The organism is Methanomassiliicoccus luminyensis B10, from assembly GCF_000308215.1.
GTDB lineage: Archaea > Thermoplasmatota > Thermoplasmata > Methanomassiliicoccales > Methanomassiliicoccaceae > Methanomassiliicoccus > Methanomassiliicoccus luminyensis.
Map to the genome: position 1 here is coordinate 1 of NZ_CAJE01000012.1, position 14,597 is coordinate 14,597.

Consider the following 14,597-nt stretch of genomic DNA (forward strand, 5'->3'; position numbering starts at 1 on the left):
ATGATCGCGCTTGACGTCAAGAAAAAGAATGTTCTCACCACTCCGTTCTCATTCGTTGCAACCGGCACATCCATCGTGCATGCGGGCGGGATTCCGGACTTCGTGGACGTGTCGGCCATTGATTACAACATCGATCCCCGGGGGCTCGGAGCAAATCTGGACAATGGAACGAAGGCAGTGCTGCCGGTCCATCTTTTCGGGCGGCCTGCCAAGATCGATGAGATCCGCGACAGGGTAGGCAACGATGCAAGGATTATCGAGGATGCCGCTCAAGCCCACGGCGCCGAGCTCCACGGCCGGAAGGTCGGCTCTCTCGGCGATGCCGGATGCTTCTCCTTCTACCCGACCAAGAACATGACGGTGGGCGGGGACGGCGGCATGGTCACGACCAACGACAAACGTGTCGCTGACGATATTCGAAAGTTCCGTGATTGCGGACGAGTATCTCGGTACGAGCATGACGTGTTCGGCTTCACTTCCAGATTGAACACGGCCAACGCCGCTTTCGGCAGAGTGCAGCTGAAGCATCTGGACGAGTGGAACGAAAGGCGCAGGGAGATAGCCCGACGTTATCTCTCAAAGTTGAATGATGTCGAGCAGATAACCCTGGCCCCCATGGACGGCAAGGATTCAAGATCGGTATACCATCTGTTCACCATACTTTGCCAGGACCGCAATGACCTGGCCAAGCATCTGGATGCTGAGGGGATAGATAACGCGATACACTACCCGATACCGATCCACATGCAGCCGATATACCGTGAGACATACGGTCCCAAGCAGGGCAAGTATCCGATAGCCGAGGACCTGGCGAATCGGATGCTATCGATCCCCATGTTCCCCGGGCTGACCGATGAGCAGGTGGACACGGTGAGCTCTTGCATCATCGATCACTATGGGGGCAACTAAAAGGCCTGGACCAAACATTATAGCTCGCCAATTGCCATGATTGAAATCAAGAGAGCAATTGGCGAGAAACAACATTTGGCCGAGGCAGTATTACAGGGATATCGAATGGTCGGGCCATAATTGAGAGAGGTTCAAGCCGATTCGCCCCGAAAGGAGGACTGTTCGGGAAAGATGGGGCCGGCGGTCAACGACGGAGCTGGGAACTGTGCTGAGCCGCTCATCTCACTGGCCAGGCATCATTGGATTAATGCACGCATTTATTTTATATAGTCAATAGGCATTAGTCGGATTCAGCTTGGATTATAGGATTATCTCCTGGCGATGGGGAAGGGATGTCGATACCAGCGATGGACATGATCGCCGGCGATTCCGGCCTGACCGATGGAAGTAGCCGTTTCGAAGATCGGTTTTTTACTGGCACAGACTTGAGGTCCGTTCCAGAGATCGTGGCGGTCATACCTGCATACAATGAAGAGGTCGCCATAGGCAGCGTCGTCCTCGGAGCTCTGCAGTATGCCGACCATGTCATCGTGGTCGACGACGGCTCTAAGGATGGCACGGCCAAGCTGGCGGAGCTCGCCGGCGCCCAGGTAATCCGAATACAGAGGAACGGAGGCAAAGCTAAGGCCTTGCTTACCGGCTTGAAGGCGGCTAAGAGAATAGGATGCCATGCGGCGGTCGCCCTGGACGGCGACGGGCAACACCGTTCCGAGGACATCTCCGGTGTGGTCGTTCCCATATTGAACGGTGACGCCGACATGGTGATAGGCTCCCGCTTCATGGGCAAGGAGAAGAACATCCCCCGCTACCGCATCTTCGGCCAGAAGGTCATCAATTCCCTTTCGAACGCGGGCTCCAAGGTCAGCGTGACCGACTCGCAGTCCGGCCTCCGGGCCTTGGGCCCTCGAGCATTGGATAACCTTGACTTCATGTCCGACGGCTACAACGTGGAGTCGGACATGATAATCCATTTCGCTGACAAAGGCCTCACCATAAAGGAAGTGCCGATCGAGGTGAACTATGACGTGCCCAACGGGCACAAGAAGGGCGCCCTGTCCATGGGGATGAGTCTGCTCTCCAACATGGTCTCGGTCATCGGCTACAAGCGGCCATTGTTGATGTTCGGGATTCCCGGCGTCGTTCTGGCGATGGCTGGTCTAGCGCTCGGCCTGCTGACCATGGCGGACGTTCTCCTTACTGGCTATTTAATGCAAACGCTCCTCTCTGTCGGGTTGATCCTAGTCGGCGCGTTCTGTGGCGTGTCGGCATTGACTCTGAACTCGCTCACGCTGCTCATGAAGAGCAAGCTGTGAGCAGGATGCTTCACGCGCCATTGCACCCCATCAGAACGGCGGGAAGAATGTGATTATCAGTGATACCAGTAGCTAACGTGGCTCCTCTGCGGGGTCAGAAAGAATAAATATTCAAACTTCCTGCACTCGATAAAATATTACTCAGTCGTGAGGTGTGGGGTAGACGACGGCCATAGTTGTAGATTGTCGTGAGGATTTGAATCGGACGAACATCTCATTTCAATGTGCTAAATATCAAAAATTCCGGATGGGTTAATCTATGGTTGATTCTTCGAAGATCTTGGTAACTGGGGGATCCGGTTTCATCGGAACGAACCTTGTGAATGAATTGAGATGCCGCGGGCATGAGGTCTTCGCGGTCGACCTTCTCAACAATGAGAGGGACCAATATGCGAGGGCGGATGTACGCTCCATTCGGCAGATCGAAAGGGTGTTAGAGAAGAACAAGTTCGACCTCGTTTACCATCTCGCCGCCGAATACGGCCGCTGGAACGGCGAGGACCACTATGAGAACCTGTGGGAGACCAACGTCATCGGTACCAAGAACATGTTGAGGCTCCAGGAGAGGCTCAAGTTCCGCATGGTCTTCTTTTCGTCCGCTGAGGTCTATGGGGACTACAAGGGACGGATGACCGAGGACGTCATGGAAAAGAACCCCATCTCCGACACTTACCAGATGAACGATTATGCCATAACCAAGTGGGCAGGTGAGCTGATGTGCATGAATTCGGCCAAGATGTTCGGCACGGAGACCGTCAGGGTGCGCCCCGTCAACTGCTACGGTCCCGGGGAGCACTACACCCCCTACCGGGGCTTCATCCCCAAGTTCATCTACCATTCCCTGAACGATAAGCCGTACACGGTATTCCGAGGCCACAAGCGCATCATCGACTTCGTGGAGGATTCCTGCCGCACCTGGGCCAACATAGCGGACAACTTCATTCCCGGCGAGGTGTACAACGTCGCCGGACGCCCTGAATGGGAGAAGGAGATCAAGGAGTACTCTGACATAGTGCTCAAGGCGGTCGGGCGGAGCGACGACATCGTCACGTATCGGGAAGGCGAACCGTTCACCACCGAGATCAAGACGATCGATTGCTCGAAGGCCATCCGGGACCTGAAGCACGACCCCAAGGTCGCTCCGGAGGAAGGCATCAAAAGAACGGTGGAATGGATGAAGTGGTACTATCGGGTGGGGAACTGAATGATCGATCTCTCAAAATTCGATGGCAAGACCATCCTGGTCACCGGCGGGGCCGGCTGCGTGGGAAGCAATCTGGTCAGGAAGCTCTCTGATCTCAGGGCCAAGAAAGTGATCATACTCGACGACATGTCCTCGGCATACCACTGGAACATCCCTCTGGGAAAGAACATCCAGTTCGTGCAGGGCAGTATTCTCGACGACGAGATGCTGCGCAGGGTGTTCAAGGAGCGCCCGGAATACGTGTACCATCTCGCCGCCCACTTTGCCAATCAGAACTCGGTCGACAACCCCGAAAAGGACCTCATGGTCAACGGCATGGGCATCCTCAAGGTCCTGGAACATGCTCACATGGTCGGGGTCGAGCGTTTCGTCTATTCTTCCTCTGGCTGTGGGGTCTACGGTCTTGACTCCAAGATGCCGTTCAAGGAGCACGACATCTCCATCCATCTGCATACCCCCTACCAGGTAACCAAGCTGCTCGGCGAGCTGTACACCAATTATTTCTACGACCTTTACCAACTCCCCATCGTCAATGCCAGGTTCTTCAACGTATTCGGTCCGGGGGAGGTCCCGGGCAAATATCGCAACGTTATCCCCAACTTCATGTACTGGGCCATGAACGGCCAGGCCCTCCCCATCACCGGGGACGGATCGGAGACCCGGGACTGGACCTATGTGGGGGACATCGTCAACGGCCTTCTCGCGATGGGACTGGCCGACAAGGCCATCGGAGAGGCGATAAACCTCGGCTCGGAGAAGGAGCACAGGGTCGCCGACATGGCCCGCATGGTGAACGAGCTGGCCGGCAACAAGGCCGGGATCAAGTTCGTGGAGAGGCGCAATTGGGACGTCAAGACCAGGCTGCTCTCCTGCACCGACAAGGCCCGCCGCATACTCGATTATGATCCCCAGACCTCCTTCGAGGACGGCCTCAAGAGCGTGCACGGCTGGTTCAAAACCAATTGGGACGATATCCAGAAGAGCGCGGAGTTCTGAGGGTCGCCATGCGCCTATTGGTAGTCCAGGAGTCGGACTGGATCGAAAGAGGCCCCCATCAGAGCCACCACCTAATGGAACGGCTGGTCCAGAGGGGCCACGAGGTCCGAGTGATCGACTATCCGATCGGGTGGGAGGAGCATCGCGACGAAGGGCTCATAGCTCATCGAAAGGTATTTCTGGACCAGCATAAGGTCGTTGACGGGGGAGTGACCGTAGTGAGGCCGGGGTTCGTTCGCATATCCGGACTCAATTACATGAGCTTGTACTTCACCCACCGCAGGGAGATCAAGCGCCAGATCAAGGAGTTCAAACCGGACGTGATGATCGGGTTCGGACTGGTCAACGCCCGGTCGGCGATCAAGCTGGGAAAGAGGTACGGCATCCCTTTCATCTACTACATCATCGACGAGCTCCACCGCCTCGTCCCCGAGGAGTTCTTGCAGCCCATCGCCCGGGAGATCGAAAAGAAGAACAATGCCAGCTCGGCGAAAGTGCTCACCATCAATGAGGGGCTGAAGGAATACTCGATAGCGATGGGCGCGGACCCCGCTAAGACAGAGGTCCTCAGGGCTGGGGTGGACCTCGAACGTTTCAGCAAGGCCGACGGGGAGAAGGTCCGGAAGAGGTATGGCTTCTCCAAGGACGATACGGTGCTCTTCTTCATGGGCTGGCTCTATGATTTCTCAGGCCTCGATGAGGTGGCCCGAGAACTAGCGAAGGCGAACAATGATCGGATCAAGATGCTGGTCCTCGGCAAGGGGGAGCTATGGGACAAGCTTAACCAGATCAGGGATGATGAGGGTCTTGGGGACAGGCTCATCCTCGAGGGCTGGAAGCCATACGATGAAGTACCCAATTACGTTGCTGCGGCAGATATATGCCTTCTCCCGGCCAAGCGCAGCAAGATCATGGAGAACATCGTCCCCATCAAGATGTACGAATATATGGCTGCCGGCAAAGCCGTACTGGCCACCGGCCTTTCCGGCATCATGAAGGAGTTCGGCCAGGATAATGGAGTCCTTTACCTGAACGAGTCCAAGGACGCGGTCGCCGTGTGCGCCGACCTGGTCGGCAATGGGCAGGTGCACGTGGAAGGGAAAAAGGCCCAGGCATTCGTCAGCAACAACGACTGGTCCGACATAACCTCGCGTTTCGAGGAGATACTCGAGGAGGTAGCCCGTTCCTGACCGCGCCACGATTATCCGTGTTCTTCGACTGGGCACGCCTGGATGGTTTTATATGCTGGCCGAACATGCTCATCGGCACAGTTAGGTAGGGGCAGGTAGATGCGGATTCTCCAGGTGATGCCATTCTTCACTCCGACCCGTGGGGGGTCGGTCACGGTACCGTACGATCTGATCAAGGCCCTGGGGGAACGGGGCCACCAGATCACACTGGTGACCACCGATTTCGAGTTCGATGAGGAGTACGCACGATCCCTGGAGGGTGTGGAGGTCCTCGCATTTCCCTGCGTGGCGAACTTGAGTCTTTTCCTATACAGTCCGGCCATGGCGAAATGGCTGAAGGAAAATTTGGCTTCTTTCGACATAGTACATCTTCACGAGTTCCGCACATACCAGAACACCGCTGTCCTTAGGTACTCCAAGAAATGGAACGTTCCCTTCGTGGTCCAGGCTCATGGGTCCGCCGCCATCATCGCGGGAAAGGGGATTCTGAAGCGGGCTTACGATCTTGTGTGGGGCAAGAGGATCATCAAAAGGGCAGGAGCATGCCTGGCCGTTTCCGAACTGGAGGTGCCTGACTATTTGGGGCTCGGCGCGGACCGGGCAAACATCAAGGTGATTCCGAACGGCCTTCGGCCGGAAAATTTCCGCCTGTCCGCCCAGCGCGGGAGCTTTCGAAAGGATCTCGGGCTCGGTCATGATGACGTGCTGATACTTTTCTTTGGCAGGCTGAATCGGATTAAAGGTGTCGACGTTCTGATCAAAGCTTTCGCCCGCTTGTGGCAGGTCAGGAAGAACGCGTACTTGGTCATTGCCGGGCCCGATGATGGGCAGGAACAGGAGCTAACGGATCTCGCCAGATCATCGGGGTGTGGGGGTTCCATACGATTCGTCGGTCCGATCCCCTCATCCAAGCGGGCATCCGCCTACGCCGACGCCGATGTCGTCGCATATCCCTCACGTTACGAGATCTTCGGCATGGTGCCGTTCGAGGCGATCATGTGCGGAACTCCCGTCGTCGTCTCCAGTGACTGCGGCTGCGGGCAGATGATTATAAAGGCATCGTGCGGATTGGCCGTCCCCCTGGAGGACGATGAGGCGCTGGCATCCGCGATCGGGGATATCCTCGATGATTCTCAAATGGCCAAAGAAATGGTGACAAGGGGTCAGAAATATATCGTCGAGAACCTACGCGGGGATCTGGTAGCCAAAATGGTGGATGGGGCATATCGCGAGGCCCTAGATAAACGCCGATATAATCTGAAATTGGGAAAGGGATGAGCGTAATGAATGGGTGCGAACATATCCCGAGCGATTTCACTCAGGACAAGCTAGTGAAACCTATCGAAGGCCCTATGAAGATCGCGTTCGTAACCATTGAATACCCTCCCAACCTGATAGGTGGAGCAGGCCTTTATGCCAAAGGGTTGGCGGACGGCTTGGCCGAGGCCAATGAGGTATTTGTATTCACCCCATCCATCGGATTGGAGCAAATCGTTGAGCAAGGTCAAAAACCAACCATCGTCCCTATCCGATTGCCGTTTCCCAAATTATTTCCTGCATTGCAATTCTGGCTGCTGTTGCCAAAGTATATAAAAAAGTACGAGTCCGAAAAAAAATTCGATATAATTCACATCAACGGTGTTGCATATTGGTTCCTGAAAAGGAAACTATCAAACGCTCCAATAGTACTGACCATGCATCATTTGGTGAACGATGCAGTCCGAGGCAACAATCTGTCGAGTCTAGGACGCATCAAGAGATTTGGAAGTGAGAACGGACCGCTGATCCCCTTAATCGAGTCAAGATGCATAAGTTGTGCAGATCTTATTCTGGCAAATAGCGAATATACCCGAAAAAGAGTGATTGAGGAATACAAAATCGAAGAAAGGAAGGTACATGTCGTATATCAGGCAATAAACGTCGATGATTCACAAGTCAATGAATTGAAAATGGGGAACATTAGAGATAAATATGACTTGCATGGGAAAAAAGTGGTCTTGTTTGCAGGCAGGGTGGACGATCCTCGGAAAGGTCTCGACATACTTCTCTCAGCTATTGGCGATATAAAGGAAAGAACGGACTACGCTATTGTCATAGCTGGGAGTGGCAGTCAGGAACACGCGATGGAGATTGCACGATCTCTTGGTATTGAAGACCGGATAAGGTTCACTGGATTCGTCGATGATTCGACACTCTATAACCTATTCGCACTTTGTGACGTATATGTGTGCCCGAGCCGGCTGGAAGGCTTTGGTCGAACCATACTTGAAGCCTTGCACTTCAACAAACAAGTGGTTGCTTCTGATGTAGGTGCGATTTCCGAGATAGCAGATGAGTGTGTGTGTCTGGTGCCGCCCGAAGATTACGTTGAGTTGGGGAAGGCGATTCTATCGGCGATTGATGGGCAAAATAGCAGAGGGGAAACGACCCCATCGCATGTCAGGGACAGGTTCTCTTGGAAGGACGCCACCGACCAGACGAACGCGATTTACTCATGGATACATACGACTTGGTCCTCGCGAGAGGATGGCCATCCTCAGACACCTTCCGCCACCCGTAGGAACAAGATATAATCTGGGGATGGCTGAAATTTTCAGCTCCTCGGTTCTCGACCTTTGAGCTCGCCCTTTACATATGACCACATATCGAGGGGATTCATGACGCTCATCATGAATCTCATGTCCTCTTTCCCCAATTCCCTGAATATGAACAGCAAGGACGTGAAGACGGCATAGCTGACCATTAGCAAGAGCAGCGCGTCATACCAGTGGGTGATGCTCCAGACTCCCGAGATGGCCTCCAGCGTCAGACCGGTGAGCAAAGCCCCCACCAAGTGCAGAAGTAATCGGGGGTTCGACCGTGTCCCTGTTAGGTTGAACGCCAATCGGCGGGCGATAAAGAAAATTGCCGCACATCCGAATATTCTAGCTATAGCGGCTCCGGTATCCCCGAGGGCCAGGAGGTCAATCCCACCTATGTGCGTAGGAACAAGAACCAAGAAAAAGGCGAAACCGGTGACCACTTGGATAATCGTCAGTTTCGCCACTGCGGTAGGACGATTAAACGCGCCTATCTGAGCGATATAAGCGACGTTGATGATCTCTAGGAACATAGCAATGGCCAGGAATCTCAATGATCCCCCGCCGCCTCTGAACTCCGTTCCGAATAACAAGGCCATGATGTCTTCGGAGAAGACTACTAAGATTGCTATCAATGGAATTGAAATCATTGATGTGTACCGTTCGGAGGCCCAGGTCAGGGTCTGTATTTGTTCGTTACCATTCTCCGTGTGGAGCTTTGAGAATGTAGGGAAAACCAGCGAGGAGATGGCAATCCCAATCACACTAATCATCAATACAATGGACCAACTCGCCGAATAATAGCCCACCTCGATGTTGGTCCAGAATACCCCCAATAGGAGTTTGTCCAGGTTGGAGGACACTGTGGCCATAACCGTTACTAAGGCATAGGGGATTGCGAAGGCCACGTAATGGTGCACCAACCTCGGCCTCTTCCAAATGATCTTTTCTCTGGACAGAAGGTAAAGGCTAGATACCATTAACCCGAATCCGCCGATAACATATGCCACCACGAAGCTCACGGCGCTCATCCCGCCCAGGGCGAAGATGACTATGAGGGGCAGGCGTAGAAGCGGATCTATCATGTTTGACGTTTGGGTCCTCGCGGTCTCCTGTCTTGCATCGAATGTAGCAATGGCGATACTGGCCACATCATAGAATACATAGTACAGGATGAACAGAATGACCATGAGCAAGCCATCCCCCTCCAATTGCCTGTACGAGGAAGTAAATAAGAGGAATATGGTCATAAATAGGACCATCAAACCCGTGAGGGACAGCTTGCATAGAGTAAAAGTGCTGATGCACTCGCCGATGTCCTTTCCTTCAGACACACGTTTGATGTGCGCAGTATTAAAACCAAGGTCGGCGACCGTATTGAAAATCACCACCAGGGCCATGGCCCAGGAGAATGAGCCAAAAGTTTCAGCCCCCAGATAACGTGTCATTATCGACAAGCCAGCGAAGGAAAGGATGGCATTGAGAGTCAGGACCACCATTATTAAAAATGATTTGCGACCTAACACGGACTCCTCAGGGGAGATTAACTATATGTATTATCCCCCATCTCCTTCCCCAAATAATCATTCCATGTGTATCATCAACAGACATCGTGAAGGGCCTGGGAAAATGGTTTTGGATACCTTCATGATGTGGTCGGGGAACACATCGCATAGCCGCGGTGGAGGAGGGCCTGGTGTGCCAAAGGAGGAAGGTGTGACTGGAGTGGGGGCAACACACGCCGAGCGCACTGTCCGGGGAACGGATGGCTACGAGTTCAGTGAATGATATGATCCTGCTAACAACCTGCCAAGTAATGGTATGTCAAACAAAGATAATGAATGTGGAAGGACGCGAAGAGATATATATTGCCAGGTAATTCAACTCGGAAATGAGAGAGTTTGTCAGCCCAGCAAACGTGTCCATAGAAAATTTCAGGTACAATGGTTACCGGTCTTATGCCGAATATAACTATCTAAAGCCCGGCTTTGCTTCTAAAATCAAGCTTTGGCATTTTAACATGGCATTGGAGCTCACAGCCCATATCCCGCAAAACGCCACTGTCATTGATTTTGGCTGTTGTGATGGTGCATTTATACCTACTCTGTCAAAATACTTCCGCCATGTCATAGCCGTAGATACGGATGAAACTATGGTATCTATTGCCAAAAAGGTCGTCGAGGAGATGCACCTTGATAATGTTGAGGTCCTCTGCAACACCGGGATGACCCTGGCACAGTCTGTTGCCAACATCGGTGGGAAGCACGATGTCGTCTACCTCCTAGAAGTAATCGAACATTGTGGTGAGATAGATAGACCCTACCCGTCCAGACTAGAGATGCTACAGGAATTGTCGAAGCTCTCGGACAACATCGTCCTGTCGGTACCGGTCATGGTAGGCATCCCGTTCCTATTGCAACGGATAGGATTTGAAATATTAAATGTCGACTCCGAGGAGCTATCCTTGAAAGACCTCCTGACCGTTGGCCTCTTCTACAATACTGACGAGGTTGAGAAGCGCTGGGACCATGGACACGTTGGTTTTGATCATAGGAAGCTTGAGAATGTGATGGATGGCCCCTTTGAAATTGTAAAAAAGAGATCTGGGTTCTTCCAGAATGTTTACCACATCAAAGCAATTCCGTGACGCCTCTTTATGTCAGAGGATCAAGGCACATTGACTTGGATGCGAAACAGATCTGAAGGTAAGGCGTATCCTCCGGAACGCTCGCGGTGCAGCAGCATGAGAGGCTGCAGTGCTGTCAACTTGCCGTCCTAAATGGCACACCGTATCCATGCCTCTGGTGGGCTCAGCCCATTCGACCGAAAAGAGGACCACGGACAACGTGGTGAGGTCAAGGATGCGGTGGGGCAAGGAGAACGAGGCGGCGCTCATGGACCTTGCGTACAACGCCAGGCGAGCGGCGACGCTCGCTGGGAGTAGATGATTTTCATATGGCACCGTGCGACATCCTTATATTTGCTGCCGATGTTCCTCACCGGGACAGGATTTGCCTAAATGACGGGGATAATGCCGTTAAGCAGATTGCCTGTCGGTTTCCTGCCTGGAAGCAAGGTGTTGATCTTGCCGTGAATGAAAAATCGAAGGTCGCCGCGATTCTTGTATATACACTCCTTACCGCCTTGATTCTGCATACAAAGTTCCCTGGCGCAGTGGACAATGCGCTTGTTAGTGATTTGGTCACGGTGTTCCTGTTTTCGGCAGTAATAGCCCTAATCGTTCATCGCTCGCTCAAGATCAACAAGCTCTCCGAGCTGGCAATATTCCTACCAGCTGCATTGGTCATGGTCTTTCTGATAAGAGCTATCCCGAACATCATCCTGGGCTACCCCCCGCTCGAAGACCCCTACTACCATTATGTCTGCGCGACCAATGTCCTGCAATACGGCACAATCCAGCCTCACATGTCCTGGTGGTACTATCAGGCGGACATGCAGCTCACTTGGCCGATGATGCACATCCTGACCGCTCAGCTTGTGGAGATGACAGGATTGGACGCCATGTTCTTCTTCCGCTTTTTCTCTCCTATAGTGGGGACGGCGTTCTTCCTTGGGTTATTTACATTGGCATATATGTTCACAAGGCACTTTGGGATGGCACTCCTGGCCGGCCTGATTGGTTCGATGGGTTCGACGGTGATATTCTATCAATCCGAATATCATCCCCAAGGCCTTGCCTTGGTATTCTTTGTATTTATCCTCTACGGTTTTCTCAAGACCCGAGAAAGGTACGATGTTCCGTTCATCATCATGTCCTCGCTCTTCATCCTCTCGTTCATACTCACCCATCATTTTTCAACCCTCTTCCTTGCCCTGGTATTCTTGGTATTCATAGCGCTCGGGCTGGTAGCCAACAAGATCCCATTGCTGAAGGACATGTTCGGGTTCCTGTCGAAAGACGTCCGGTTCCTGCTCCCGATATCGATTATCGTGCTGATCTTTTCGATTTACACGAATCCTGACATGGTGGAACTGCTGCTCAACTGGACGATTAACCTTAAACCCGTCTCTGGTCTCAGCACCGCGCCGCAGGTGACCACTCCGCTCCTAACAGTCATACTGAACTTTTCTAAATGGATTCCCATTCTGATAGTCCTACTTACCGTGCCGTTCATCCTCAACGGCAAAGACAAGAACCTCAAGCGGCTGCTGGTCATAGTGACGCTGATCTTCGTCATTGGCGCTCTGGGGCTGTTCCTCATATTCCTGCCCCTGGATCGTTTGTTGGCCTTTTCCATGCCCATCGTCGCAGTGATATGCTCGATCACCGTGCTCAGGCTGGTCCGCCCGAAGATATATCCGAGGAAAGTGGCGCTTACGCTCTGCACCATCGCCATCATCTTCGCGATAGTGGCAGGGATGCTCGCGTCTCAGATGCCAGCTTATTTCTTCAAATCATCAGGGACCGACCCCTACTATTGGTATGGGAACGACCTCCCCGACGCCGTGGACACTGGGATGGCTGGCCAATGGTCGATTGAGAATATAGAACGAAATAGGACCTACGGTGTTTCTTTCTCAACCTGGTCTATCCCGTTCTACTATGGCAAGAACCCCAATATGAACATCGGAGGGATCGATGATAGGGACCATTATGACTATGTGGTGGTGAACAAGAACAATTATTATGACGCCAAGAAATCTCTGAACTCGATTGAGGCTGAGGCGAACAAAATCTATTCGGGCCCCAATATAGTCTACTACTCATATCCTTCTGCGAGCAGCCAGATATTATAAGGTTCCTTCACGGAGCCTCCTTTGATTGTGGTGTCTTACCTATAGGCCACCCAATACAGGCTGACCGGCGTTTCGGACGGTTTCGGCAGGCAGACGGCTATCCTGCCCCTGTCCGTCTCTGTCTCATCGACCCAGGCATTGACCGCCCCGCCTCCGGTTCCGCTGGTCAATATAACCGCGGACGGCTTGGAGCCCAGGGAATGATTGATGTAGGCAATGGTCTGGTTGGCCGGAATGATGAGATGGCCGTGGTCCTCATTGCCGAACAGCTCCGAAGATAGGCCGGTGACGCCGGGCCTGAGGGGCAGGCACGACGGGTCGAGGTCACGGGCTTCGACCCCCAGCAGATAGCCCGATTCGGCAATGTAGTAAATCGGCGACCCATATATCCGAGGGTTCTCGATGTTTATCGGACCGGTCATCCAATCTGCGGCTATGGAATGGTTGACCTTGAATCCTATGAATATGCAGTTCGAGATGGTCCAATATCCGCAGTGCGGCCCCTCTATGGAGATGTCCCTCCGGTGGGAGCTGCCTATGACATTGTTCTCTTCAAAATACGACTCCAGGAAGTAGACCTGCTGGGCCCACCATCCCTCAGAGGCATCAGACTGGCCCCTGATGCCAGAGTAAAGACAATTCTCGATTATGCAGCTCCGGAAGGTGACCGTGGTGACCATCCTTAAGATTGCGCCAACTCCGCACCAATCGAACTGGCACGAATCGAAGGTGATGGCAAAGGCATATCCAGGGTCTCCCAGGAGCACGCCGCCGGTGGCAGCGCTGATTGCCCCGTTCTTCATGAACTTGCACCCATTGAAGTTCAGGGCGGTAGCGTTGCTGAGAACGACCCCCCATTCCTTCCAGTCGTAGACCATCACATCGTAGAAGTTCGCGCGGTTCAGGAAATCGACCTTGATGCCAATGTTGCCCTTGTTGTCACCGTCCAGCATGATGGACCGCATTCCGAAGCCCCACTCTCCCATTGAATAGACATTGAACATGGTAATGTTATTCACCGCGCGAAGGATGGTACCAGTATCTATGTTGGAGTAGCCTTCTCCTTGAATGACACAGCGGCTCGTTATATTGACCTGCGCGGTCATGAGGTATATCCCTGGCTTGACGTGGATCAGTCCTCCGGTGCTTTTTACCTGGTCCACCACTCTCTGGAATACAAAGGATGAATTGTCGCTCCTGAAATCTATCGCTCCGCTGGTCCCGTTCCTGGCCACCGTGGAGCTGCCTTCCTTGAATATGATGTACGATGAGGACAGTTCGGAGGGATCTGCACCACTGTCCTGTGAAGCCCCGTATACTACGGATATTAACGCAGATGCTATTATGATCGCGCTGAGCGCCACGCTCAGGACGATAGTGGTTCTGGAAACCCCTTTAATCCCCATCTCCCCCACCCAAGCAAAGAACTCAAATGAGTTTCTAGGAGGTAGTACATGAAGGTTGGCAAGATGACAGCGGGCTTACAGCCCATGTAGCTCAGAGGCAGTTGATTATCGAGAATGCATGAACTGCCCGCAGAGGGTCATCAATCGGAGATTATACTTCGAATACAGAACTGAAATCAAGAATTGCACCAGCGGCGAATGATGACACTCGACATTACTGTATAAATATATTATCCGATGAT

12 protein-coding genes are annotated in these 14,597 nt (G+C 52.9%); 10 read left to right on the plus strand and 2 right to left on the minus strand.

The window, feature by feature from the left end:
* The 7 genes from WYS_RS14115 to WYS_RS02850 all read left to right on the plus strand — a co-directional run.
* A partial coding sequence (locus tag WYS_RS14115; protein WP_019176642.1) for a DegT/DnrJ/EryC1/StrS family aminotransferase occupies positions 1 to 909 on the plus strand: 909 nt, incomplete at its 5' end.
* A gap of 425 nt (positions 910 to 1,334) precedes the next feature.
* On the plus strand, positions 1,335 to 2,222 hold the full coding sequence (locus WYS_RS02825; protein WP_162137686.1) for a glycosyltransferase family 2 protein: 888 nt from the start codon (positions 1,335 to 1,337) through the stop codon (positions 2,220 to 2,222).
* 259 nt (positions 2,223 to 2,481) lie between these two features.
* Entirely contained in the window at positions 2,482 to 3,426 is a 945-nt protein-coding gene (locus WYS_RS02830) for an NAD-dependent epimerase/dehydratase family protein (RefSeq protein WP_049796232.1), read from the plus strand.
* On the plus strand, positions 3,427 to 4,422 hold the full coding sequence (locus WYS_RS02835; protein ID WP_019176645.1) for an NAD-dependent epimerase/dehydratase family protein: 996 nt from the start codon (positions 3,427 to 3,429) through the stop codon (positions 4,420 to 4,422). It abuts the gene before it with no gap.
* Between the two features lie 8 nt (positions 4,423 to 4,430).
* Positions 4,431 to 5,612, plus strand: coding sequence for a glycosyltransferase family 4 protein (locus WYS_RS02840; protein ID WP_026068739.1), 1,182 nt, complete (start codon positions 4,431 to 4,433; stop codon positions 5,610 to 5,612).
* Between the two features lie 117 nt (positions 5,613 to 5,729).
* Positions 5,730 to 6,890 carry a glycosyltransferase family 4 protein gene (locus WYS_RS14120; protein WP_236993922.1) on the plus strand — a complete coding sequence of 387 codons (1,161 nt, stop codon included), beginning with the start codon at positions 5,730 to 5,732 and terminating at the stop codon, positions 6,888 to 6,890.
* A 74-nt stretch (positions 6,891 to 6,964) separates the two neighbouring features.
* Positions 6,965 to 8,185 (plus strand): glycosyltransferase family 4 protein, encoded by a 1,221-nt coding sequence (locus WYS_RS02850; RefSeq protein ID WP_162137687.1) that lies wholly within the window; start codon positions 6,965 to 6,967, stop codon positions 8,183 to 8,185.
* Between the two features lie 20 nt (positions 8,186 to 8,205).
* Here the strand turns inward: WYS_RS02850 and WYS_RS02855 are convergent, their stop codons facing one another.
* Entirely contained in the window at positions 8,206 to 9,717 is a 1,512-nt protein-coding gene (locus tag WYS_RS02855) for a flippase (RefSeq protein WP_272898441.1), read from the minus strand.
* A 365-nt stretch (positions 9,718 to 10,082) separates the two neighbouring features.
* On the opposite strand from WYS_RS02855, the gene WYS_RS02860 reads away from it, so the two are divergent.
* The 3 genes from WYS_RS02860 to WYS_RS14125 all read left to right on the plus strand — a co-directional run bounded on the left by WYS_RS02860 (position 10,083) and on the right by WYS_RS14125 (position 12,949).
* Positions 10,083 to 10,838, plus strand: coding sequence for a class I SAM-dependent methyltransferase (locus WYS_RS02860; RefSeq protein WP_019176650.1), 756 nt, complete (start codon positions 10,083 to 10,085; stop codon positions 10,836 to 10,838).
* Positions 10,839 to 10,995: 157 nt separating this feature from the next.
* Positions 10,996 to 11,139 carry a hypothetical protein gene (locus tag WYS_RS15895; protein ID WP_155897728.1) on the plus strand — a complete coding sequence of 48 codons (144 nt, stop codon included), beginning with the start codon at positions 10,996 to 10,998 and terminating at the stop codon, positions 11,137 to 11,139.
* 7 nt (positions 11,140 to 11,146) lie between these two features.
* Positions 11,147 to 12,949: a hypothetical protein gene (locus tag WYS_RS14125; RefSeq protein WP_019176652.1), complete on the plus strand. Its 1,803-nt coding sequence runs from the start codon at positions 11,147 to 11,149 to the stop codon at positions 12,947 to 12,949.
* A gap of 35 nt (positions 12,950 to 12,984) precedes the next feature.
* On the opposite strand, the gene WYS_RS02875 is transcribed toward WYS_RS14125, so the two are convergent.
* On the minus strand, positions 12,985 to 14,355 hold the full coding sequence (locus WYS_RS02875) for a right-handed parallel beta-helix repeat-containing protein (RefSeq protein WP_019176653.1): 1,371 nt from the start codon (positions 14,353 to 14,355) through the stop codon (positions 12,985 to 12,987).
* Positions 14,356 to 14,597 lie beyond the last annotated feature (242 nt).

Coding starts and splice junctions, on each gene's coding strand:
- WYS_RS02835 (WP_019176645.1), top strand. CDS start 3,427: ATGATCGATCTCTCAAAATTCGATGGCAAGACCATCCTGGTCACCGGC.
- WYS_RS02850 (WP_162137687.1), top strand. CDS start 6,965: ATGAAGATCGCGTTCGTAACCATTGAATACCCTCCCAACCTGATAGGT.
- WYS_RS02830 (WP_049796232.1), top strand. CDS start 2,482: ATGGTTGATTCTTCGAAGATCTTGGTAACTGGGGGATCCGGTTTCATC.
- WYS_RS14120 (WP_236993922.1), top strand. CDS start 5,730: ATGCCATTCTTCACTCCGACCCGTGGGGGGTCGGTCACGGTACCGTAC.
- WYS_RS02875 (WP_019176653.1), bottom strand. CDS start 14,355: ATGGGGATTAAAGGGGTTTCCAGAACCACTATCGTCCTGAGCGTGGCG.
- WYS_RS02860 (WP_019176650.1), top strand. CDS start 10,083: ATGAGAGAGTTTGTCAGCCCAGCAAACGTGTCCATAGAAAATTTCAGG.
- WYS_RS14125 (WP_019176652.1), top strand. CDS start 11,147: ATGGCACCGTGCGACATCCTTATATTTGCTGCCGATGTTCCTCACCGG.
- WYS_RS02840 (WP_026068739.1), top strand. CDS start 4,431: ATGCGCCTATTGGTAGTCCAGGAGTCGGACTGGATCGAAAGAGGCCCC.